We start from the raw sequence: 21,669 nt of genomic DNA on the forward strand, positions 1-21,669 counted from the left end.
GGTGGTGTTCGGCTCAAGACCATTCGCGGGCAAGCCTCGCTCCTACAGGACCGCGTCCATATTAGCGAACGGCGCGGCCCCTGTAGGAGCGAGGCTTGCCCGCGAAGACGTCAGCGCAGGCACCACAGCACTTGAGCCCAACCCAAAAACAAAAACCCGCACAAGGCGGGTTTTTGTTTAGAGCGAGTCAGCCAATCAGTCAGCCAGACGCCAGGTCGTGCCGCCCTTGCCATCTTCCAGCACCACGCCCATGGCGGTGAGCTGGTCGCGGATACGGTCGGATTCGGCCCAGTCTTTAGCCGCACGAGCCGCCAGACGCGCAGCAATCAGCGCATCAACTTCAGCCGCATCAACCCGCCCTTCAGCACCGGCCTGCAGGAAGTCATCAGCTTCGAGCTGCAACACCCCCAACACACTGGCCAGTTCCTTCAAGCGCGCCGCCAGACCCGCCGCTGCATCAAGATCGCTCTCGCGCAGACGGTTGATCTCGCGAACCATCTCAAACAGCACCGCGCAGGCTTCCGGCGTGCCGAAGTCGTCGTTCATCACCTGGGTGAAGCGCTCGACAAAGGCTTCGCCACCCGCCGGCGCCACGTTCGGCAGGCCTTTCAACGCATGGTAGAAACGCTCGAGTGCGCCTTTGGCGTCCTTGAGGTTGTCTTCCGAGTAGTTGATCGCGCTGCGGTAGTGGCTCGACACCAGCAGGTAACGCACGACTTCCGGGTGATACTTTTCCAGCACGTCGCGAATGGTGAAGAAGTTGTTCAAGGACTTGGACATCTTCTCGCCATTGATGCGAATCATCCCGCAATGCATCCACGCGTTGGCGTAGGTCTTGCCGGTCGCCGCTTCGCTCTGGGCGATTTCGTTTTCGTGGTGCGGAAACTCGAGGTCGCTGCCGCCGCCATGAATGTCGAAGGTCTCGCCGAGGCAGCAGGTCGACATCACCGAGCATTCGATGTGCCAGCCCGGACGCCCGTCGCCCCACGGCGAAGGCCAGCTCGGTTCACCCGGCTTGGCGCCTTTCCACAGCACGAAGTCCAGCGGGTCCTGCTTGGACTCGTCGACTTCAATCCGCGCGCCGATGCGCAGGTCTTCGATCTTCTTGCGCGACAGCTTGCCGTAGCCCATGAACTTGGCGACGCGGTAGTACACGTCGCCATTGCCCGGGGCGTAGGCATAACCCTTGTCGATCAGGGTCTGGATCATGGCCTGCATGCCAGCGATATGATCGGTGGCCCGCGGTTCCATGTCCGGCTTGAGGATATTGAGGCGCGCCTCGTCCTCGTGCATTGCGGTGATCATGCGCTCGGTCAGCACGTCGAACGGCTCGCCGTTCTCCTTGGCCCGATTGATGATCTTGTCTTCAATGTCGGTGATGTTGCGCACATAAGTCAGGTTATAACCGCTGAAGCGCAACCAGCGGGTCACCAGGTCGAACGCGACCATGCTGCGGCCGTGGCCAATGTGGCAGTAGTCGTACACGGTCATCCCGCAGACGTACATGCGCACATTGTTGCCATCCAGAGGCTTGAAGACTTCTTTGCTCTTGGTGAGCGTGTTGTAGATCGAAAGCACGTTAGAGGTTCCTTGAATCACTGGCCCCACGAATCACGCAAGGTCACGGTACGGTTGAACACCGGATGACCGGGTTTCGAGTCCTTGATATCCGCGCAGAAGTAGCCTTCGCGCTCGAACTGGAAACGGTCTTCCGGCTGTGCGTTGCCCAGCGAAGGCTCGGCACGACAACCAGTGAGAACTTGCAGCGAATCAGGGTTGATGTTGTCCAGGAAACTCGCGCTGTCTTCGGCCTTCTCCGGGTTCGGAGAGCGGAACAGGCGATCGTACAAACGCACTTCGCACTCGACGCTGGCCGCGGCCGGCACCCAGTGAACCACGCCTTTGACCTTGCGGCCTTCAGGGTTCTTGCCCAAGGTTTCCGGGTCGTAGGAGCAACGCAGTTCGACGATGTTGCCATCGGCGTCCTTGATCGCTTCGTCGGCACGGATCACGTAGCTGCCGCGCAGACGGACTTCGCCGTTCGGCTCCAGGCGCTTGTAGCCCTTTGGTGGCTCTTCCATGAAGTCATCGCGGTCGATGTAGATTTCACGGGAGAACGGAAGCTTGCGCACGCCCAGTTCTTCTTTTTGCGGATGACGCGGCAGTTCGAGGTGATCGACCTTGTCTTCCGGATAGTTGGTAATCACGACCTTCAGCGGACGCAGGACGCACATGGCGCGCGGCGCGTTCTGGTCCAGATCCTGACGGATGCTGAATTCAAGCATGCCGAAGTCGACCACGCCGTCGGAACGGTTGGTGCCGACCATGTCGCAGAAATTGCGGATCGACGCTGGCGTGTAGCCACGGCGGCGGAAGCCGGACAGCGTGGACATGCGCGGATCGTCCCAACCGTGAACGTGCTTTTCATCGACCAGTTGCTTGAGCTTGCGCTTGCTGGTGATGGTGTAGTTCAGGTTCAGGCGGCTGAATTCGTACTGACGCGGGTTCGCCGGCACCGGCAGGTTATCGAGGAACCATTCGTACAGCGGACGGTGGCTTTCGAACTCCAGGGTGCAGATCGAGTGGGTAATGCCTTCGATGGCGTCCGACTGACCGTGGGTGAAGTCGTAGTTCGGGTAGATGCACCACTTGTCGCCCGTCTGGTGGTGATGCGCGTGACGGATGCGGTACATGATCGGGTCACGCAGGTTCATGTTCGGCGAAGCCATGTCGATCTTGGCCCGCAGCACGCGTGCGCCGTCCGGGAATTCGCCGGCACGCATGCGGGCGAACCAGTCGAGGTTTTCTTCTACGGAGCGATCGCGGAACGGGCTGTTCTTGCCCGGCTCGGTCAGGCTGCCACGGTATTCCTTGGCCTGTTCAGGGCTCAAGTCATCGACGTAGGCCTTGCCGGCCTTGATCAGCTCGACGGCCCAGTCGTGCAACTGGTCGAAATACTGCGAGGCATAGCGCACTTCGCCGGACCATTCGAAGCCCAGCCATTTGACGTCGCTTTCGATCGCGTCGATGTATTCCTGGTCTTCCTTGGCCGGGTTGGTATCGTCGAAACGCAGGTGGGTGACGCCGCCAAACTCCTGGGCCAGGCCGAAGTTCACACAGATCGACTTGGCGTGACCGATGTGCAGGTAACCGTTGGGCTCAGGCGGGAAACGGGTGACGATCTGCGTGTGCTTACCCGAGTCCAGGTCCGCCTGGATGATCGGGCGCAGGAAATTGACCGGCACGACAGGGCCGGTCTTGGAATTCGAGGTAGGGTCGACAGTGGGCTTGCTCATAGGATCCTTGAACGTACAAGTGCGCGGCCAGTTGGCCAAATCAAAGCGGCGGTTAAAACAAAGGGGCTTATCATAGCCGATGCCGTCAAGCCGCTGACAGTACAGGCCGGCAATCGGCTGCATTTAATCGGTTGCCAATGAAAAACTGCCTCGAAATTCGCGCCCGGCACGCTAAACTGCGAGCCTTGGCCGAATCTGGCCGGACCGGTTGAGGGCTGCAGAGCCCCGAAACCCACGAATTCCCAGAAAGAGTACCGATCATGACCCAAGTCAAACTGACCACCAACCATGGCGACATCGTCCTGGAACTGAACGCTGAAAAGGCACCGCTGACCGTTGCCAACTTCATCGAGTACGTCAAAGCCGGTCACTACGAAAACACCGTTTTCCACCGCGTCATCGGTAACTTCATGATCCAGGGCGGCGGTTTCGAGCCAGGCATGAAAGAAAAGAAAGACAAGCGCCCAAGCATCCAGAACGAAGCCGACAACGGCCTGCCGAACGAGAAGTACAGCGTCGCCATGGCGCGCACCATGGAGCCGCATTCGGCTTCCGCCCAGTTCTTCATCAACGTCGCTGACAACAGCTTCCTGAACCACAGCGCCAAGACCACTCAGGGCTGGGGCTACGCCGTGTTCGCCAAAGTCGTTGCCGGCACCGACGTTGTCGACAAGATCAAAGGTGTTTCCACCACCATGAAATCCGGCCACCAGGACGTACCGGCAGAAGACGTGATCATCGAGAAAGCCGAGATCATCGAAGCGTGATACTGCTGATTTCAGACTTGCATCTGGAAGAGGAGCGCCCGGACATCACCCGGGCGTTTCTGGATTTGCTCGCCGGACGCGCCCGCGCGGCGAGTGCGTTGTACATCCTGGGCGACTTTTTCGAGGCGTGGATTGGCGACGATGCCATGACGCCCTTTCAGCGTTCCATCTGCCAGGCCCTGCGCGACCTCAGCGACAGCGGCACGGCCATTTTTCTGATGCACGGCAATCGCGACTTCATGCTGGGCCAGGCCTTTTGCAAACAGGCCGGCTGCACATTGCTGAAAGACCCGAGTGTCGTGCAGTTTTACGGCGAGCCGGCGCTGTTGATGCACGGCGACAGCCTCTGCACCCGCGACGAGGCTTACATGAAGCTGCGTCGCTACCTGCGCAACCCGATCACCCTGTTTATCCTGCGCCACCTGCCCCTGGGCACCCGGCAAAAACTGGCACGCAAGCTACGCAGTGAAAGCCGTGCGCAAACACGGATGAAGGCCAATGACATCGTGGATGTCACGCCGGAAGAAGTGCCGCGGATCATGCAGGCCTATGGCGTGAAAACCTTGATCCACGGGCATACCCATCGTCCCGCCATCCACAAGCTGCAGATTGGCGAGCAAGCGGCCAAGCGCATTGTGTTGGGGGATTGGGATCGTCAGGGGTGGGCGTTGCAGGTGGATGAGCACGGGTTTGCGCTGGCGCCGTTCGACTTCGCCCCGCCGCCGCAATTGGCCGCCCCCGCAAACTGACTACCGACAAAAGAACCTGTGGGAGCGGGCTTGCCCGCGATGACGGTGGATCAGTCAACAAAGTTGTTGAATGTGAATCCGCTATCGCGGGCAAGCCCGCTCCCACAGGGGATCTGTAGTTTTTCAAGTCTTGAGCCAGACACACAACCTCTGTGGTTGACTCAGTGGCCGGAAGCCGCAGGCCCGGCCTTCGCCGCAAACGGCGGCTTCGCCAGCCACACAATCACGATCAAACCCATGAACGCCCACCCCAGCAACGTGAAGTAATCCACGGTGGAGAGCATGTACGCCTGACTGGTCAGCACATGATCCAGCTGCGCATACGCCGGGTTGCTCGCACCGCCCAGGCTGTTCAACGCCTCCCGGGTCGCAGGTTCATAAGTGCTGATGCTTTCGCTCATATAGGCATGATGCTGGTCCGCCCGGCGAATCCAGATCCAGGTCGTCAACGACGCCGCAAAACTGCCGCCCAGCGTCCGCAGGAAAGTCGCGAGGCCCGCGCCGTCGGCGATCTGGCTCGGCGGCAGGTCCGACATCAAAATACTCAAGGTCGGCATGAAGAACAGCGCCACGCCAATCCCCATGAACAGTTGCACCAGCGCGATGTGCTGGAAGTCCACTTCGTTGGTGAAACCGGCGCGCATGAAGCAGCTCAGGCCAATTGCCAGGAACGCCAGGCCCGCCAATAACCGCAGGTCGAACTTGTGCGCGTACTTGCCGACAAATGGCGACATCAGTACCGGCAGAATCCCAATCGGCGCCACTGCCAGCCCGGCCCACGTTGCCGTGTAACCCATCTGCGTTTGCAGCCATTGCGGCAGGATCAGGTTGATCCCGAAGAACCCGGCGTAACCCAACACCAGCACAAGCGTGCCGATGCGGAAATTGCGGTAGGCGAACAAGCGCAGGTTGACCACCGGGTGCTGGTCGGTCATTTCCCAGATCACGAACACCGCCAGCGCTACCACCGAAATGGCCGCGCCGATGAGGATGAAGTTCGATTCGAACCAGTCCAGGTCATTGCCCTTGTCGAGGATCACCTGCAACGCGCCGACACCGATGATCAGCGTGATCAGACCGACGTAGTCCATCGGCTGATAACTGGTCACCACTGGTCGCGCCTTGAGCTGCGAGCGCACGACCATCACCGCGAAAATCCCGATCGGCACGTTGATAAAGAAGATCCACGGCCAGCTGTAGCTGTCGGTAATCCAGCCGCCAAGAATCGGTCCGGCAATCGGCGCCACCACCGTGACCATCGCCAGCAACGCCAGGGCCATGCCGCGCCTGGCGGGGGGATAGACCGCGATCAGCAGCGTCTGGGTCATCGGGTACAACGGCCCCGCGACCAGGCCTTGCAGCACGCGGAAGCCGATCAGTTCCGGCATCGAGGTGGAAATACCGCAGAGAAACGAGGCCAGCACAAACAGAATGGTCGCCCAGACAAACAGCTTCACTTCACCAAACCGTCGGCTGAGCCAACCGGTCAGCGGCAGCGCGATGGCGTTGCTCACCGCAAACGAGGTGATCACCCAGGTGCCCTGCTCCGAACTCACGCCGAGGTTGCCGGAAATCGTCGGCAACGCCACGTTGGCGATGGTGGTGTCGAGCACTTGCATGAAGGTCGCCAGCGACAGGCCGATGGTGCTGAGCAGCAGGCTGGGCGGTGTGAAAGACGCGTTATTGCTCATCGCGAATCCTTTGAAACCTGATTGACGCTGCGCCTGTTACAGACGCAGCTGACCCTGTGGGAGCGAGCCTTTGTGGCAAGGGAGCCTCTGTGATGAGGCAGCTTTTGTGGTGGGACAGCTTTTGTGGCAAGTCAGCTTTTTGTGGCGAGGGAGCTTGCTCCCGCTGGGTTGCGAAGCGGCCCCAAAAGCTTTGCGACTGCTTCGCAGCCGAGCGGGAGCAAGCTCCCTCGCCACAGAGGCTCGCTCCAAGAGGGGCGGTGTCAGCGTTGAACGGTCTTGCTGACCGCGGCGCTATTGTCGTGGATCAACTGAGTGATCATCGCGTCGGCCTCGGCCAGTTGACGGTCGTAGACGTTGGTGCTGAACGAGGCCTTTTGCGGCGGCTGTTGCGCCAGCACCGGGCCGCTCTGGTCGCGCAGGTTCACATCGACCTGAGTCGACAGCCCCACGCGCAACGGGTGTTTGGCCAGTTCTTCGGCGTTGATGTGAATCCGCACCGGCACACGCTGCACGATCTTGATCCAGTTACCGGTGGCGTTCTGCGCCGGCAGCAGGGCAAACGCGCTGCCGGTGCCGGCGCCGAGGCTGTCGATGGTGCCGCTGAACTTCACGTCGCTGCCGTAGAGGTCGGCCTGGATATCGACCGGCTGGCCGATGCGCATGTCGCGCAGCTGGGTTTCCTTGAAGTTGGCGTCGATCCACAGCTGATCCAGCGGAATCACCGCCATCAGCGCGGTGCCCGGCTGGACCCGTTGACCGAGTTGTACAGAGCGCTTGGCGACGTAACCGGTCACCGGTGCAATCAAAGTGCTGCGAGAATTGTTCAAGTACGCCTGGCGCAATTGCGCAGCGGCCGACATCACGTCCGGGTGCGACGACACCACGGTGTCATCCACCAGGGCGCTGGTGGTTTTCAGTTGCTGCCTGGCATTGGCCAGGGCGTTTTGCGCCGAGGTCAGGTCGTCGCGAGCGTGGGACAGTTCTTCCTGGGAAATCGCTCCGCCAGCGGCGAGATTTTTCCGGCGGTTGAAGTTGTCCTGGGCCTTTTGCACTTCCGCCTGCTGGGCGTTGACCTGGGCTTTCATGCCGTCGACGTTGCTGTACAAACCGCGCACCTGGCGCACGGTGCGGGCCAGGTTGGCCTGGGCACTTTGCAGGCCGACTTCGGCGTCGTTCGGGTCGAAGTTGATCAGTACCTGGCCTTCATGGACCAGGTCGCCATCGTCGGCGCCAATGCTGACCACGGTGCCGGTGACCAGCGGCGTGATTTCCACCACGTTGCCGTTCACATAGGCGTCGTCGGTGCTCTCGTTCCAGCGCCCGTAGAATTCGTGATAACCCCAGACGCCGACACCGGCGAGGATCACCACGATTGCCAGCACCACCAGCATGACCTTGCGTTTGCGCGGGTTGCTGGTGTCTTGCGCGTTGTCCGGGATTTGTGTGTTTTCTGCAGTGGCCATGACCATTACCTTGAATTAGTTGTGCTGCGTGGCTGGGGTTGCGTTGGCCGCGGTCAGGGTTTCGCCCTGAAAACCGCCGCCCAGCGCCTGCATCAGTTGGATCGACAGGTCGATCTGCTCGGCATTCAGGTTGGCCAGCTGACGCTGGGCCTGGAGCAATTGCTGCTCGATGCTGAGCACGTCCAGGTAGTTTCCGATGCCGGAACCGTAACGCTGGACCACGGTGTTGTAAGAATCCTGGGCAATGTCGGTGGCGTGCTGTTGAGCGCCGATTTGCCGGCCGATATCGCGCAACTGGTTGATGGTGTCGCTGACATCACCCAGCGCTTTCACCAGGTTTTTGTTGTACTGCGCCACCGCGAGGTCGTAATCGGCGTCACGGGAATCAAGGTCGGCGCGCAGGCGGCCACCGTCGAAAATCGGCACTGAGATGGTCGGCGCGATGTTGAAGAAACGACTGGCCGAACCGAACATCGCGTCGCCCAACAACGATTCGGCACCGGCTGCGGCGCTAAGGTTGAGGTTGGGATAGAACTGGGTCTTGCCGGCGTCGATGTTTTTGCTCGCCGCCTCGACCCGCCAGCGCGCGGCGACCAGGTCCGGACGACGACCGAGCAACTCGGCGGGCAGGACCGACGGTAACGCGACGGCGCTGGCCTGAAGGATCTTCGGCCGGGCGATGTCGTTGCCGCGATCCGGGCCTTTGCCGAGCAACACCGCCAAGGCGATTTTCGCACTTTGCAGGCGTTTCTCGGCATCGATCAGGCTGGCTTCGGACGTGGCTTCCAGGCTTTCGGTTTGCTGGAACTGGTATTGGCTGTCGATGCCAGAGCTCAGGCGACGCTGGCTCAGGTCGAGCATTTGCCTGGTGCGTTTGAGGTCTTCCTGGGCCAGGTCATGGACGATATGCGCCTGCCCCAGATCGCTATAAGCGCGGGCAACGTCGGCGGCCAACGTCAGTTGAGCAGCCTGCTGATCGACTTCGGCAGCGCGGGCCTGGCCCAACGCCGCTTCCCAGGCGTCACGCTGACCGCCCCAAAGGTCGAAGTTGTAATTGAAACTGGCGCCGATGTTGCGCACGGTGGAGTACGCATCGCCCTCGCCTCGTGGGTCTTGATCCCGCGCCAAACGCGAACGGCTGACACCGGCGCTGGCATCGAGGGTCGGCATCCGCGCAGCGTCGGCAGCGTACGCAGCAGCGCTGGCCTGATGGGCGCGGGCGTCGGCGATCTGCATGTCCGGGCTGTCGTGCAGGGCTTCGCGAATCAGACCGTCCAGCTGCGGGTCGCCGAGGCTTTTCCACCAATCGCTTTTCGGCCAGGCCGCGGGCGACAGGGTCACGCCGCTGAGGGATTGCCCGGCCTTGAGGTTTTTTGCATCCAGGCTTTTGCCTTCGGTGGTCAGCCCGCTGTAGCTGGCGCAACCGGCCAGGGTCATGGCCGCCAGCACCAGGCTCAGGCCGGTACGCAGGATTGTGCTGCTCATTTGTCACCTACCCGCAGCAGCGTGATCGAGTCACCGGCTGCCACCAAAATTTTCTTCAGGATCCGTTCCAGGGTTTTCAACTCTTCCGGGGTGATCGCACCGGCCAGTTCGTTCATGGCGTCAGCGCCGATTTCCGGCAGGCGGTCTGTCAACTGTTGGCCTTGCTCAGTTAACACAAGCTGCACCTGACGGCGATCCGCCTCGGAACGCTGGCGGGCGAGGAAACCTTTCTGTTCCAGACGATCGAGCATGCGGGTCATCGAACCACTGTCGAGCGACAGGTGGCGGCACAGCTCGGCCGGGGTATCAACACCGAACTGAGCCATGATGATCAGCACTTTGAACTGCGCGGCGGTGATGCCGTGGGGTTCCATGTGCGTGTCGATGATCCGGTCCTTGAGCAGCGCAGCGCGCCCGAGCAAGAGGCCGAGATGGCAAGTGTGGAACTCGTCCGGGGTGAAATGTTTCATCTGACCACCAATTAGCTGCCTAGGCAGAGAATGTATGTCGAGATGTTACTGCCTAGGCAGCGAATGTCAACGTAATAGTTAGGTTGCTTTGTATTTGGCGGATAAATGGCGCGGATTTTTGTGATAAACACACTGACGCCATCGCGGGCAAGCCTCGCTCCTACAGGTTCGGTGTAATCCCATGTAGGAGCGAGGCTTGCCCGCGAAAACAGCGACTCGGTTTTGGAGGGGAACGCGGGTCTAGAAATCCCGCTTGTAGAAGATATCCAGCGAACTGGCCACGCCGCCCGCCGCTTCGAGGTAAACCTTCTTGCTCAGCTTATAGCGCAAGGCAATGGTGTTGGCCGGCTCGAACACGCCTACGCCATAACGAAGGCTGAGCTTCTCGGAGAGGTTGCCGCTGGCCACCACACTCGTCGTGTTGCCGCTGCCTTCGGTATCGAGCTGGAAATCCTGAATCCCCAGATCGCTGGCCAGTTTGCCGGTCACCCCGGAACTACCCATCAAACCCAGGCCAAGCGCGGCCTGCGCCAGCATGTTGTTGTCTTCACCGGTGGTGCTCAGCGGACGCCCCAGCACCAGATAGGACAAAGCCTGTTCCTGACTCATCGCCGGTTCGGAGAAAATCTGCGTGGTCGGCTGCTCGGCGCTGCCGCTCAGGCGAATACCAGCAATGACGTCGTCGGTCTGGCGAATCGCCTCGATGTCCAGATACGGCTGATCGATCGGGCCGGCAAACAGCAAGCGCGCCCGGCGCACCGTCAACCGCTGGCCGTAAGCGCGATAACGCCCGTCGTTGAGCCACAGCTCGCCGCGGGTGTCCATGTTGTCGCCGATGTGCACATGCCCTTGCAGGTTGGCGGTGAGGCCAAACCCGGCGAAGCTCAGTTTGTCCTCGCCGACCGCCACGTCGATGTCCATTTTCATCGCCAGCGGCGGTTTGCCCTCTTCGGTTTGCTGACCGATGATCACCGTGTCATCGGACACCTTGACCGTCGACGGCGGCAACTCGCGCACGGTGATTTCACCTCTGGGCACCAGCACTTTGCCGGCGATGGCCAGCTCGTCACCTTTCATCGAGATCTTCAGGTCCGGCGCCACTTCCAGCTTGGCGTACGGCTCGACGGTGACCGGCAATTGCGTGCCCTTGAGCGCCAGATCTACCACCAGTGCCTGACCCCAGCCGATATTGCCGTTCAGGCTGCCCTGCCCGCTCTTGCCGCTTTTCCAGCCACCGTTCAATTGCACGGTTTCACCGGCGATCACCGCTTGAAGCTGCAAGGCTTCGATTTCCATCGGTAGCTCAGGCCCGGAGACTTCACCGTCGCTGAGCAGCAGGTTGCCGTTTACCAGAGGCGCCATCAGCGTGCCTGCGATCGTGCCGCTGCCATTCAGGCGTCCGCTCAGTTTCTCGACCATCGGCACAAATGGTCGCGCCACGGACAAATCGAGGCCATTGAGACGGAACGAGCCAGTCAGCGGTTTGTTCTTCGGCAGCGGATTGATCTGCGCCTGCACACTCAATTCGCCGAGCTTGCCGCCGACGAAATTGAGGTCGGTGTCGATGCGCTTGGGCGTGAGTTTGCTGGTGAGTTTCAGGGTCTGGTACGGGAAATCCAGCCACTGATCCTTATCCTTGATGCGCAAGGTGCCGCCGCTGGCATCGAGGCTGATCTGGCCGTTCGGACCGCTGGCCGGCAGGTCCAGTTGCAGGTCGGCGTTGAGCCGGCCCTTCCAGGCGAAATCCTTGGGTAGCCACTGCGCCAGGCTGTCGATCGGGAATTGCTTGAGGTGGTAACGCAGCTTCGGCTCCGGCATCAGGCGCTGGTCTTCACCGCACAGGCTGGCCGGCCCGGACATCCAGCAATGGGCGCCGAAGTTGATTTTGCCGTCCGCCAGCCGCTCGAGTTTCGCCGGACCTTGCAGCTTCCAGTCCTGACCGCCGGCCTGGATATCGCCACTGGCCAGGCGCCCGCGCCAGTTGCCTTTGTCCAACGCACCGTCGAAGCCAAGGGCCAGTTTCAGCTGCGGGCCTTGCAGATCAAGCGCCAGTTTCTGGTTTTTGATATCGCCGCTGCCGCTGGCGGTCAGCGTGCCCAGCGAGGTGTCGCCGGCCTGAATGCCGCTGCCCTTGAGGTCGATTTTCGCCCGTTGCGCGCTGTCGAGGGTGGCGTCGAGGTTCAGGCTCTGCAGGCGATTGTCTTCGAAAGCCAATTGCGTGCCCTGCAACCCGAGCTTGCCTTGTGGCGCCTTGAGCGTGCCGGCGACATCGACGCGGCCGTTGAGCTGACCACGCAATTGCGGCCAGAGCTGTGCCAGACGCGGCAGCTTGATGTCGATCTGGCCGGCGAGTTTCTGTTGCAGGCTGCCCTTGCCGGTGATGCTGTTATCACCCAGACGGATTTGCAGCGCACTGAGGTTCCATAGCTCACCGGCGCCATCGGCCTTGGCTTGCAGAACGGCCGGTTGGCCACGCAACTTGCCCTTCAAATCCAGGTCCGCGCTCAGGCTGAGTTTTTCATTCTTCATCTCGCCTTTGCTGCGCAACGGTCCGGCCAGGGTGCCCGGCAATTCCGCGACCCAATACGCCGGGTTGATCGCCGAAAGGTCGAGCGCAGTGTCCCAGGCAATGCCGTCGGCAAATTGCAGGTTCAGGTGCCCCTCGGCCTTGCCCTGCCCGGCTTCGAGCTGGATTTGTTGCAGGTAGATTTTCGTCAGGTCACCGGCGAACGGGCTGCTCAGGCTGAACGCTCCGGCCGGGCCATCCAGCGCGGCTTTGAAGTTGCCGAGGTATTTGCCGTCGGTATACGAGATTTCACCGTTGAAGCTGCGCAAGGCCACTTCCGGCTCGTCGATCAGCGGATAGAGCCGGTGCCAGGGGAAATCCAGCCAGTCGACTTTCGCCGTGGCGTTCAGGCCTTTGCTCCAGTCCAGAACGCCAGTGAGTTTGAGGCTTTGCTTGTCGTTGGCGGTCAGGTCCAGCGCGGCGATCTGCGCGCCGTTGGCGTCGACCTTGCCTTGCAGCAATAACGCAACCGGGCCTTGCTCGGCGGGCAACGTGGCGTTGCCGCGCACCTGATAGCCGTTTTTCAGGTCGCCGTCGCCGGTTAGCTCCACTTGATTGAGTTGCAGCGTATCCGGCAGATCAGCGCTCGGCTTGAAGCCGTCAGCCGTGATCCGCACCTTGGCCGGCAGGTTGTCCACCAGCGGCTGCAACTCGCCGGTCAGTTGGCCGTTCAGGTAGCCGCTGCTGTCGGCTTTCAACTTCAGGGTTTTCAGCAGATCGCCGTCAACCTTCAGCGCCAGCGCCCAAGGTCCCGGGGCCGGCAGGGTCAGTTTGCCCTCGGCCTTGAGCGGCCAGTTGCCGCTCGGTTGCAGCAGACCCGACAGATTCAGGCTCAGGTCGTCGCGTTGCAGCTGCACGGAGTCGATCTGCAACCCCTGTTCGGTCCAGTGCGCCGCCAGTTGCAGGCCTTTGAGTTCTTCGCTGCCGTTGAACAGCAGACTGCCGACCTGCACGTCGCCCAGTTCGATCGCCAATGGCAACTTCAGGTCCGGCAGCGTAATCGGTCCGCTGCTGTCTTCTTCGGTGCCCGGCGGGAATTGCAGGCTGACCTGATCGGCCTTCAACTGCTCGATACACAACGTCATGCGCGTCAGGCACAACGGCGACCAGGCGAAAATCACTTTATCCAGCTCGACCCGGCTGGTGTCTTGCTGCCAGACCAAATGGTCGGCGCTCCACTGCCCGCCCAGACGGCCCTGAAAATTCTCGACGGTCAGACCCGGCACAAAGCCGAGCGCCCAGCGGCTGCCGGTCGCCGTGCCCAGCACCGCGGTCACGGTCAGCAGCGCCAGCATCAGCAGCGCCAGAATCGCCAGCAGCGTTACTTTCAAACCACGCTTCACAGCTCAGGCCCCATGGAAAAGTGCAGTCGAATGCCGCCGTCATCGTCCATCGCGTGGGCCAGGTCGAGGCGAATCGGCCCCACCGGTGACACCCAGCGCACACCGATACCGACGCCGGTCTTGAGGTCGGGCAGTTCGAGTTTGTTGAAGGAGTTGCCTTGGTCAATGAAGGTCGCAACCCGCCATTTTTCGGCGATGGAATATTGATATTCGACACTGCCGGCAATCATGTAGCGACCACCGATGCGGTCGCCATCGGAGTTTTCCGGGGACAGGCTCTGATAGTCATAACCGCGCACGCTCTGATCGCCACCGGCGAAGAAGCGCAGCGACGGTGGCACCGATTTGTAGCCGTTGGTGGCGCTGCCGCCCACCTGCACCCGACCGAGGAAACGGTGTTTATCGAACACCGTGGTCAAGCCTTTGACCAGCGCCGTGCCGTAAACCAGGTTGGTGTCGGAACCCAATCCTTCCTTGGCGACTTTGGTTTCGAATTGCAGGCGATAGCCGTTGTGCGGGTCGATGCGGTTGTCGCTTTTTAGGTACGAATAGCTCACGCCCGGCATCAGTAAAGTGCTCAGGCCCGAGTCGTCGCCAAGTCGATATTCTTCGCGCTGCCATTTCAGCGACACCACCCGCTGCCAGCCGCTGGGCAACTTGCTGTGCCACTCGGGTCCGAGGGTCAGCAACTTGCTCAGGCTGTCCTTGTCGGCAATTTCTTCACTTTGATAGCCACCGGCGAAGCGCAGCTTGTCGGTCAGCGGCGGGTCGAGCGGAATGTCGTAGAACAGCCCGACGTTCTGCCGTGGCGCGGAGACTTCGGTTTCCCAGCCATAGCTGTGGCCCTGGGGGTTGACCCAGTGCCGGGTCCAGTTGGCCTTGACCCGAGGGCCGACGTCGGTGGAAAAACCCAGACCGAGGCCCATCGTCCGTGGCTTGCGGGTTTCAAGTTTGACGTCCACCGGGATCACGTCGTTCTTGGACGCCGTTGGCGCGGCATCAACGCGCACGCCTTCGAAATAGCCGCTCGATTGCAGATTCTGATTCAGTTCGGCAATCAGTTCGGAGTCATAAGGCGCACCCGCCTTGAACGGCACCATACGTTGCAGCAATTCTTCGTCGAACGGCGTATCGCCTTCGAAACTGACCTTGCCGAGGGCGTAACGCGGGCCGCTTTCATAGATCAGTTCGATGTCGGCAACACCCGCTCGCGGGTCGACTGACAGTTTCTGCCGAGTGAAGTAGCCACTGAAAAAACCGAACCGCGAAGCCTGGTTCTGGATCAGCCGCTTGGCGTCTTCGTAGCGGCCATGATTGAGCACCGCGCCGGTTTTCAGCGCGTCGCTTTTTGGTACACGAAAGGATTTGAGGGACGCGGCCGGACCGTCGATGCGAATAGTGACATTGCGCAAATGCACCGGCTCGCCGGGATCGATGTTCATGACCAGGCGTGGCGTCTTGCCGCCCTTCACGTCCGTGTCGATTTGCGGCTGGTAATAACCCAAGGCCTGGGCGGCCTTGCGCGCTTGCTCTTCGGCGCCACGACTGAAGCGCAACAAGGCTTCTTCGTCACGATCGCCGAGGCTGCCGATATAGCCTTCTATATTGGCCTTCAGTTCGTCGTTGGACGGTTTGATCCGCACATCCAATTCACTTTGCGCCAGCGCCGCGCAGCTGGTGATCAGCATCAGCACGCCGCTGGTAATTCTTCCTGGAAACTTCATAGGCGCGGATGCTATCACGAGCTTGGGAGCGTGATAGAGCCTCGCATCCCGCGAAAGTTCTACTGTTTATGCCGAAGCGGTTTGCAGCACCTGCGGATTGGCATGGAAAAACACGTGTTCGCGGATCGGTCCTACGGCAACCTCACCGATTTCTTCATAACCCTGACGCTTGTAGAACTCCAGATAACGCGGGTTCCCGGTATCGAGCACCACACCTTCAGAGTGCTCATCGACCGCGCACCAGTTGTGCACGGCTTGCAACAGCTGCTCGCCGAAGTGCTTGCCCTGGAATTGCGGATGAATCCCCAGCAACGGCAGCAAGTGCACCGAGTCAGACGGCACGCACGCCATCACCGCATCGTGGTACTCGAGGTAGCGGCGCGTGCAGCGAAACCCGGTGCTGAGCACCATCCGCAGGCGCCAGGCCCAGCTTTCGGTAATGCCCAGGCGTCGTTGCGGCGGCGCGATCAGGGCGATGCCGATCAGACGGTCGTTGACCAACAGGCCGATGGCCGGCAAGTCCTGAAGAAAGTGTTGTTTGACCAGTTCGCGCACGGTGGCGCGGACCCGTTGTTCATAACCGGGACGCTCGGCTTCGAAAAGGTAGCCGAAGGTCGGTTCGTGCCGGTAAGCCTGGTACAACAGGGAACGGGCTTCGCGGGAATAGCCGCTGTCGAGCATGTGGATATCGGCGATGGCGGTCGAGGTTTCGGGCATAACGGTAGATCTCCCCGGCACAGCTCAAATGGCTGTGCTCTTATTGGTACGAGCGTTTGGGTGGCTTCACAGTTCCCCAGACAGGTATAGACCAAGTCGGGATCTTCATCGACCGGGCTGCCGCCTTCGCGGGCAAGCCTCGCTCCTACAGGTTCTATGTTTGCCGAATCATTTGGGTACAACACGAAACCTGTAGGAGCGAGGCTTGCCCGCGAAGAGGCCAGAGTAGCCAATGAAGATCTGACAGCACACAACAAATCCCCTCACCCCAGACTGGCCCGATTCCCACAGGTCAGCTAGCATCGCCCTTTTGCCAGGACTGCCGACCATGAAGATCGTCTCCTTCAACATCAACGGGCTGCGCGCCCGCCCCCATCAGCTGGCGGCGCTGATCGAAAAGCATCAACCCGACGTGATCGGCCTGCAGGAAACCAAGGTCCACGACGACCAGTTCCCGCTGGCCGAAGTTCAGGCGCTGGGCTATCACGTGTATTTCCACGGGCAAAAGGGTCACTACGGTGTCGCCCTGCTCTCGCGCCAGGAACCGCTGGCGCTGCACAAAGGTTTCGTCACCGATGAAGAAGACGCTCAGCGCCGCTTCATCTGGGGCACGTTCGCCGACGCCAATGGCGTGCCGGTGACCATCATGAACGGCTATTTCCCACAGGGCGAAAGCCGCGACCATCCGACCAAATTCCCGGCCAAGGAACGTTTTTACAACGATCTGCAGCACTTGCTGGAAAGCCAGTTCAACAACGAACAGCCAGTGGTGGTGATGGGCGACGTGAACATCTCCCCGGAAGATTGCGACATCGGCATCGGCCCGGACAACATGAAACGCTGGCTGAAAACCGGCAAATGCAGCTTCCTGCCGGAAGAACGCGAGTGGATGGCCCGTTTGAAGAACTGGGGCCTGGTGGACAGCTTCCGTCACCTGAACCCGGACGTGGCCGACCGTTTCAGCTGGTTCGACTACCGCAGCCGTGGCTTTGAGGATGAACCCAAGCGCGGTCTGCGGATTGACGTGATCATGGCGTCCCACGGCTTGTTGCCGCGGGTGAAGGATGCCGGCGTGGATTACGAACTGCGCGGGATGGAAAAGCCCTCGGACCATGCGCCGATCTGGCTTGAGTTGAGCTGATCCCTACCTGTCGACACAGATCAAATGTGGGAGCGAGCCTGCTCGCGAAAGCCGGTGTGTCAGTCGACATCAATGTTGACTGACACACCGCTTTCGCGAGCAGGCTCGCTCCCACATTAATGTTGGTAACTGTCATCTTTCGGACATCTTACTGACTTAATCTCCCCGCACTTTCTTTCGCTTTATAAGGTGCCGGCATGACGCTGCGCGTTTTATTCCTGTTAATGCTGTGCGCCGGACTGCCAGTCACCGCGTCGGCCGGTGACTTGCCGACGCCCAAACAGGGTCCGGTGTTGCGAATCCAGGGTTCCAACACCATTGGCGCGGCATTGGGTCCGGCGCTGGTCGAGGGTTTGATGCGCGAGCAAGGCTTGCTCAAGGTTCACAGCGAAGCTCCGGACACCGCCAACGAACTGCGGGTGGTCGGCGAAACCGCACAGGGTCACCGGGTCGAGGTAGCAGTCGCGGCCCACGGCTCCAGCACCGGCTTCACCGCCCTGAAAAATGCCACCGCGGACCTTGCCGCCTCTTCGCGCCCGATCAAGGACAGTGAACTGGTGGCCCTGCAATCCCTTGGCGATCTGAAGAGCCCCGGCACCGAGCAGGTCATCGCCATCGATGGCCTGGCAATCATCCTTCATCCGCAAAACCCGTTGAATCAACTCGACACCGAGCAACTGGCGCGCATCTTCAGCGGCGAAGCCCACACCTGGGAAGAACTCGGCGGCAGCGGCGGGCCGATTCATCTGTACGCACGGGATGACCACTCGGGCACTTACGACACCTTCAAGGAAGTGGTGCTCAGCCGTCGTGGGAAAACGCTGAACAGCGCGGCGAAACGTTTCGAATCCAGCGAGCAGTTGTCCGACGCGGTCAGCCTCGATCCGCAAGGCATCGGCTTCATCGGCCTGCCCTACGTGCGTCAGGCCAAAGCCGTGGCGATCGTCGATGGCCAGTCCCAGGCCATGTTGCCGCTCAACAGCCTGATTGCCACCGAAGACTATCCGCTGTCGCGCCGGCTGTTCTTTTACCTGCCGCCCAACGGCAAAAATCCCTGGGCCGATGCGTTGGTGAAATTCGCGCAGAGCAGCGAAGGCCAGACAATCGTCGCGGCCAACGGGTTTATTGCCCAGACCGTGCAGGCCATGGCCGTCACACCGAATGCGCTGATGCCCGAGGGCTATCAGGCACTCAGCCGCCACGCCCAGCGCCTGACCGTGAATTTCCGTTTCGAAGAAGGCAGCGCGACGCTGGATAACAAGGCCCGGCAGGACCTGACGCGGGTGCTCGATTACATCCGGCAGAACGAGAAGACCAACCGGCAGGTGACGCTGGTGGGGTTTGGCGATGCCAAAAGCGATCCGGCGCGGGCCGACCTGCTGTCGAAACTGCGGGCCATGGCGGTGCGGCGAGAGCTGGTGAAAAGCGGCGTGGTGTTTCGCGAGATACGCGGTTTTGGCGCCGAGATGCCGGTGGCGGCCAACAGTGCGGATGAGGGGCGGATCAAGAACCGGCGGGTTGAGGTTTGGGTGTACTGACATCACGAAACCTGGAATTTTCAACAACCCTGTGGCGAGCGAGCTTGCTCGCGCTGGGCTGCGTAGCGGCCCCAAAAACCTCAAGTTCATGCAGATTTTTGTGAGTGCTGGCACTCAAGCGGGAGCAAGCTCCCTCGCCACAGGGTATTGGAAAATCAGCCGAGCAATTTCTCAAGCTGCGCCGTGGTATCCACCGCGCCAAGCGTTTTAGCGGCATCCAGCGCGGACACGCCATTGGCATCCTTGGCTTTCGGATCGGCGCCTTTGCTGATCAGGTAATCGACGATTTCCACGCGGTTGAACATCGCCGCCATCATCAGCGCCGTACGGCCGTCGAACGATGAGCCTTCCACTTGTGCGCCACCTTCGACCAGCGCCTTGACCACGGCCAGGTCGCCCTTGAACGCTGCGCCGGCAATCGGGCTCTGGCCGTTGTCGTTGCGGATCTCCGGGTCGGCCTTGTGCTCCAGCAGGACTTTCACGGTTTCCACATGGCCGTGGTAAGCGGCCAGCATCAGCAAGGTGTCGCCCTTGTGGTTGCGCAGGTTCGGCGGCAGGCCTTTGGTCAGCAGCGCAGCCATCATGGCCGCATCGCCCTCACGCGCCTTGTTGAAGACCTGTTCGGCAAACTCGGCGGCTTCTTCGGGGGTCATCTGGCGGCTTTGATCGGACATTGGAGACTCCACTCACAGTTATTCGCAAAGCCGACAGTTTCCCGAGCGCCCCCGCCACTGTCACTTCTTTTTTCTCAAGGCGTGCCATAGCCACATTCAATAGCGGTACTTGCCACCGTGAATGTCCGCCAGCAATTGTTCGGTGACCTGCACGTACGTCTCGGTCCCCGGCAACCAGGCGTAGATCGGATCATCCCCGGTTTTGCCAGGGTCGAAGGCTTCGTCCTTGAGCCGGGTCTTCTGGTACTTGAAGGTGCCGGTGGTTTCCATTTTCACTTTCACCCGCAGGAACAACGGTACCGCATACGCTGGCATGTGTTCGCGGGCGAAGGCCAGCAGTTCGCTGAAATCCAGAGTCGCCAGGGATTCGGCCGGTGTGATCGCCGCCATCCCCGCCCGCCCGTTGGTGTTGCGCACTTCCACGCCATAGGCCACGGCTTCGGAAATGTTCGGGTGCTGCAGCAGGATGTTCTCGACTTCGGTGGTCGAGACGTTTTCACCCTTCCAGCGGTAGGTGTCACCGAGGCGATCGACGAACTGCGCATGGCCAAAACCGATGTTGCGCAGCAGGTCGCCGGTGTTGAAATAACGGTCGCCCTTCTCAAACACGTCGTGGAGCACGACTTTTTCGGTCTTCTGCGGATCGGTGTAGCCGTCCAGTGGCGCCTTGTCGTCGATCTTCGCCAGCAACAGCCCCTGCTCGCCTTTGGCAACTTTGCGCATGAAGCCTTTGGCGTCACGCGTTGGTGCACCGCTGTCGTGATCGTAAGCCGCCAGCTCCCAGGACATCAGGGAAAAACCAACGGTGTTGTCGAAGTTGAGCATGTTGGTGAAGCCGATATTGCCGTCGCTGGCGGCATACAACTCGCAGATGTGGTTCACGCCAAAGCGCGTCTTGAATTCGCGCCACGCACCGGGGCGCAGACCGTTGCCGATCATTTTCGTCACGCCGTGCCGGCTGTCGTCGGCACTCGGCGGTTGATCGACGAGGTAGCGGCACAATTCACCGACGTAACCGAGGGTGGTCGCACGGTAGTTGCGCACATCGCTCCAGAACTGACTGGCGCTGAACTTGCGGCGAATGGCAAACCCCGACGCGCCGCTGATGGCCGAGCCCCAGCACACGCACAGCCCGGTGGCGTGATAGAGCGGCAACGTGCAATAGACAATGTCCTCGGGGCGCATGTCCAGCGCGATCAAGCCGAAGCTCGCGGAACTGCGCATCCAGCGGCCGTGCTTGAACACACCGGCCTTGGGCAATCCGGTGGTGCCCGAGGTGTAGATGTAGAAACACGGATCGTCGAGAAAAACCTGCTGGCTGCTGGCGGGGTTATCGCTGGGGCTGTCCGCCGTCGCCGACATCAGGTTGATGAAGCCGTCGGGCGCAATGCCCGGCTGGTTGTAAGTGTCTCGGTCGGCGACAAACCAGGTGCGCGCCGCGTCGATCGAAACCCGCTCGCGCACCGCCGAAAACGCCGGCACCAGCTCCTCACCGACGATGATCGCCGCAGGCGCCACCAGGTTCAGGCTATGGGCCAGTGTATCGCGAGTCTGCGAAGTGTTGAGCAAGGCGCTGATCGCGCCGACCTTGGCCACCGCCAGGATCGTCACCAGCAACTCCGGGCGGTTCTCGATGAACACCGCCACCACGTCGCCCTTGCGGATGCCTTGGGCAATCAAGTGATGGGCAATGCGATTGGCCCATTGATTGACCTGTGAATAGCTGAGTTTCACGGCGCCCTGCAGCAATGCCGGGCCCTCGGGATTGCGCAACGTTGCCTGCTCGAAGCTCCAGCCGAGGCCACACGGTTGGGTCGGGTCCTTGACGTTGGCGGCCTTCATGCCCTTCACCACCCGAGGGATGGCCTTGGCAATCGAAGGCAGCTTGCGGAGCATCATGCCCCAGGTGATCGTGTCGTTCGTCGTGTGGCTCATGGTAGTTCCCGTGCGATTTTTTTATTGTCGGGCGACGGTGATTGAGCCCGAAAATACGTCAACGGTTCTTGAGCTGTACACGCGGTTTTTGAAATGTTTTGTATCCGCAG

Annotated in this window: 15 protein-coding genes; 4 read left to right on the forward strand and 11 right to left on the reverse strand. The window is 60.8% G+C overall.

Annotated features, from left to right (window positions below):
- Positions 1-195 precede the first annotated feature (195 nt).
- Positions 196-1,578, reverse strand: coding sequence for a cysteine--tRNA ligase (cysS, locus tag KJF94_RS15645; RefSeq protein WP_214377225.1), 1,383 nt, complete (start codon positions 1,576-1,578; stop codon positions 196-198).
- Positions 1,579-1,595: 17 nt separating this feature from the next.
- A complete protein-coding gene (locus tag KJF94_RS15650; RefSeq protein WP_214377226.1) occupies positions 1,596-3,296 on the reverse strand; it encodes a glutamine--tRNA ligase/YqeY domain fusion protein in 1,701 nt (566 codons plus the stop codon).
- Between the two features lie 260 nt (positions 3,297-3,556).
- Here KJF94_RS15650 and KJF94_RS15655 point away from each other — a divergent pair, with 260 nt between their 5' ends.
- Positions 3,557-4,063, forward strand: a complete 507-nt coding sequence (locus KJF94_RS15655; protein ID WP_214377227.1) for a peptidylprolyl isomerase — start codon at positions 3,557-3,559, stop codon at positions 4,061-4,063.
- Positions 4,060-4,812, forward strand: a complete 753-nt coding sequence (gene lpxH / locus KJF94_RS15660; RefSeq protein ID WP_214377228.1) for a UDP-2,3-diacylglucosamine diphosphatase — start codon at positions 4,060-4,062, stop codon at positions 4,810-4,812. Before KJF94_RS15655 ends, lpxH begins: the two co-directional genes overlap by 4 nt.
- A 161-nt stretch (positions 4,813-4,973) precedes the next feature.
- Here lpxH and KJF94_RS15665 read toward each other — a convergent pair whose 3' ends face one another.
- The 7 genes from KJF94_RS15665 to KJF94_RS15695 all read right to left on the reverse strand — a co-directional run bounded on the left by KJF94_RS15665 (position 4,974) and on the right by KJF94_RS15695 (position 16,271).
- On the reverse strand, positions 4,974-6,503 hold the full coding sequence (locus KJF94_RS15665) for a DHA2 family efflux MFS transporter permease subunit (RefSeq protein ID WP_214377229.1): 1,530 nt from the start codon (positions 6,501-6,503) through the stop codon (positions 4,974-4,976).
- 260 nt (positions 6,504-6,763) lie between these two features.
- Entirely contained in the window at positions 6,764-7,966 is a 1,203-nt protein-coding gene (locus KJF94_RS15670; protein WP_214377230.1) for an HlyD/EmrA/EmrK family protein, read from the reverse strand.
- Between the two features lie 15 nt (positions 7,967-7,981).
- Positions 7,982-9,451 (reverse strand): efflux transporter outer membrane subunit, encoded by a 1,470-nt coding sequence (locus tag KJF94_RS15675; RefSeq protein ID WP_214377231.1) that lies wholly within the window; start codon positions 9,449-9,451, stop codon positions 7,982-7,984.
- Positions 9,448-9,921, reverse strand: coding sequence for a MarR family winged helix-turn-helix transcriptional regulator (locus KJF94_RS15680; RefSeq protein WP_214377232.1), 474 nt, complete (start codon positions 9,919-9,921; stop codon positions 9,448-9,450). The genes KJF94_RS15675 and KJF94_RS15680 overlap by 4 nt, the downstream gene beginning before the upstream one ends.
- Before the next feature lie 240 nt (positions 9,922-10,161).
- Positions 10,162-13,830, reverse strand: coding sequence for a translocation/assembly module TamB domain-containing protein (locus KJF94_RS15685; RefSeq protein ID WP_214377233.1), 3,669 nt, complete (start codon positions 13,828-13,830; stop codon positions 10,162-10,164).
- Positions 13,827-15,554, reverse strand: coding sequence for an autotransporter assembly complex protein TamA (locus KJF94_RS15690; protein ID WP_214377234.1), 1,728 nt, complete (start codon positions 15,552-15,554; stop codon positions 13,827-13,829). The genes KJF94_RS15685 and KJF94_RS15690 overlap by 4 nt, the downstream gene beginning before the upstream one ends.
- A gap of 66 nt (positions 15,555-15,620) precedes the next feature.
- Positions 15,621-16,271 (reverse strand): GNAT family N-acetyltransferase, encoded by a 651-nt coding sequence (locus KJF94_RS15695; protein ID WP_214377235.1) that lies wholly within the window; start codon positions 16,269-16,271, stop codon positions 15,621-15,623.
- 328 nt (positions 16,272-16,599) lie between these two features.
- On the opposite strand from KJF94_RS15695, the gene xthA reads away from it, so the two are divergent.
- On the forward strand, positions 16,600-17,412 hold the full coding sequence (xthA, locus tag KJF94_RS15700) for an exodeoxyribonuclease III (RefSeq protein WP_214377236.1): 813 nt from the start codon (positions 16,600-16,602) through the stop codon (positions 17,410-17,412).
- A 197-nt stretch (positions 17,413-17,609) separates the two neighbouring features.
- Entirely contained in the window at positions 17,610-18,950 is a 1,341-nt protein-coding gene (locus KJF94_RS15705; protein WP_214377237.1) for a substrate-binding domain-containing protein, read from the forward strand.
- Between the two features lie 155 nt (positions 18,951-19,105).
- Here the strand turns inward: KJF94_RS15705 and KJF94_RS15710 are convergent, their stop codons facing one another.
- A complete protein-coding gene (locus tag KJF94_RS15710) occupies positions 19,106-19,624 on the reverse strand; it encodes an ankyrin repeat domain-containing protein (protein WP_017339632.1) in 519 nt (172 codons plus the stop codon).
- Between the two features lie 96 nt (positions 19,625-19,720).
- A complete protein-coding gene (locus tag KJF94_RS15715) occupies positions 19,721-21,559 on the reverse strand; it encodes a long-chain-acyl-CoA synthetase (RefSeq protein ID WP_214377238.1) in 1,839 nt (612 codons plus the stop codon).
- Positions 21,560-21,669: the final 110 nt, after the last annotated feature.

It is taken from the genome of Pseudomonas hormoni (assembly GCF_018502625.1).
Lineage (GTDB): Bacteria > Pseudomonadota > Gammaproteobacteria > Pseudomonadales > Pseudomonadaceae > Aquipseudomonas > Aquipseudomonas hormoni.

What these genes read in the sequence shown, in the direction of transcription:
- KJF94_RS15650 (WP_214377226.1), bottom strand. Translation starts at nt 3,296, where the DNA reads ATGAGCAAGCCCACTGTCGACCCTACCTCGAATTCCAAGACCGGCCCT.
- KJF94_RS15655 (WP_214377227.1), top strand. Translation starts at nt 3,557, where the DNA reads ATGACCCAAGTCAAACTGACCACCAACCATGGCGACATCGTCCTGGAA.
- KJF94_RS15665 (WP_214377229.1), bottom strand. Translation starts at nt 6,503, where the DNA reads ATGAGCAATAACGCGTCTTTCACACCGCCCAGCCTGCTGCTCAGCACC.
- KJF94_RS15670 (WP_214377230.1), bottom strand. Translation starts at nt 7,966, where the DNA reads ATGGCCACTGCAGAAAACACACAAATCCCGGACAACGCGCAAGACACC.
- KJF94_RS15675 (WP_214377231.1), bottom strand. Translation starts at nt 9,451, where the DNA reads ATGAGCAGCACAATCCTGCGTACCGGCCTGAGCCTGGTGCTGGCGGCC.
- KJF94_RS15680 (WP_214377232.1), bottom strand. Translation starts at nt 9,921, where the DNA reads ATGAAACATTTCACCCCGGACGAGTTCCACACTTGCCATCTCGGCCTC.
- KJF94_RS15690 (WP_214377234.1), bottom strand. Translation starts at nt 15,554, where the DNA reads ATGAAGTTTCCAGGAAGAATTACCAGCGGCGTGCTGATGCTGATCACC.
- KJF94_RS15695 (WP_214377235.1), bottom strand. Translation starts at nt 16,271, where the DNA reads ATGCCCGAAACCTCGACCGCCATCGCCGATATCCACATGCTCGACAGC.
- xthA (WP_214377236.1), top strand. Translation starts at nt 16,600, where the DNA reads ATGAAGATCGTCTCCTTCAACATCAACGGGCTGCGCGCCCGCCCCCAT.
- KJF94_RS15705 (WP_214377237.1), top strand. Translation starts at nt 17,610, where the DNA reads ATGACGCTGCGCGTTTTATTCCTGTTAATGCTGTGCGCCGGACTGCCA.
- KJF94_RS15710 (WP_017339632.1), bottom strand. Translation starts at nt 19,624, where the DNA reads ATGTCCGATCAAAGCCGCCAGATGACCCCCGAAGAAGCCGCCGAGTTT.
- KJF94_RS15715 (WP_214377238.1), bottom strand. Translation starts at nt 21,559, where the DNA reads ATGAGCCACACGACGAACGACACGATCACCTGGGGCATGATGCTCCGC.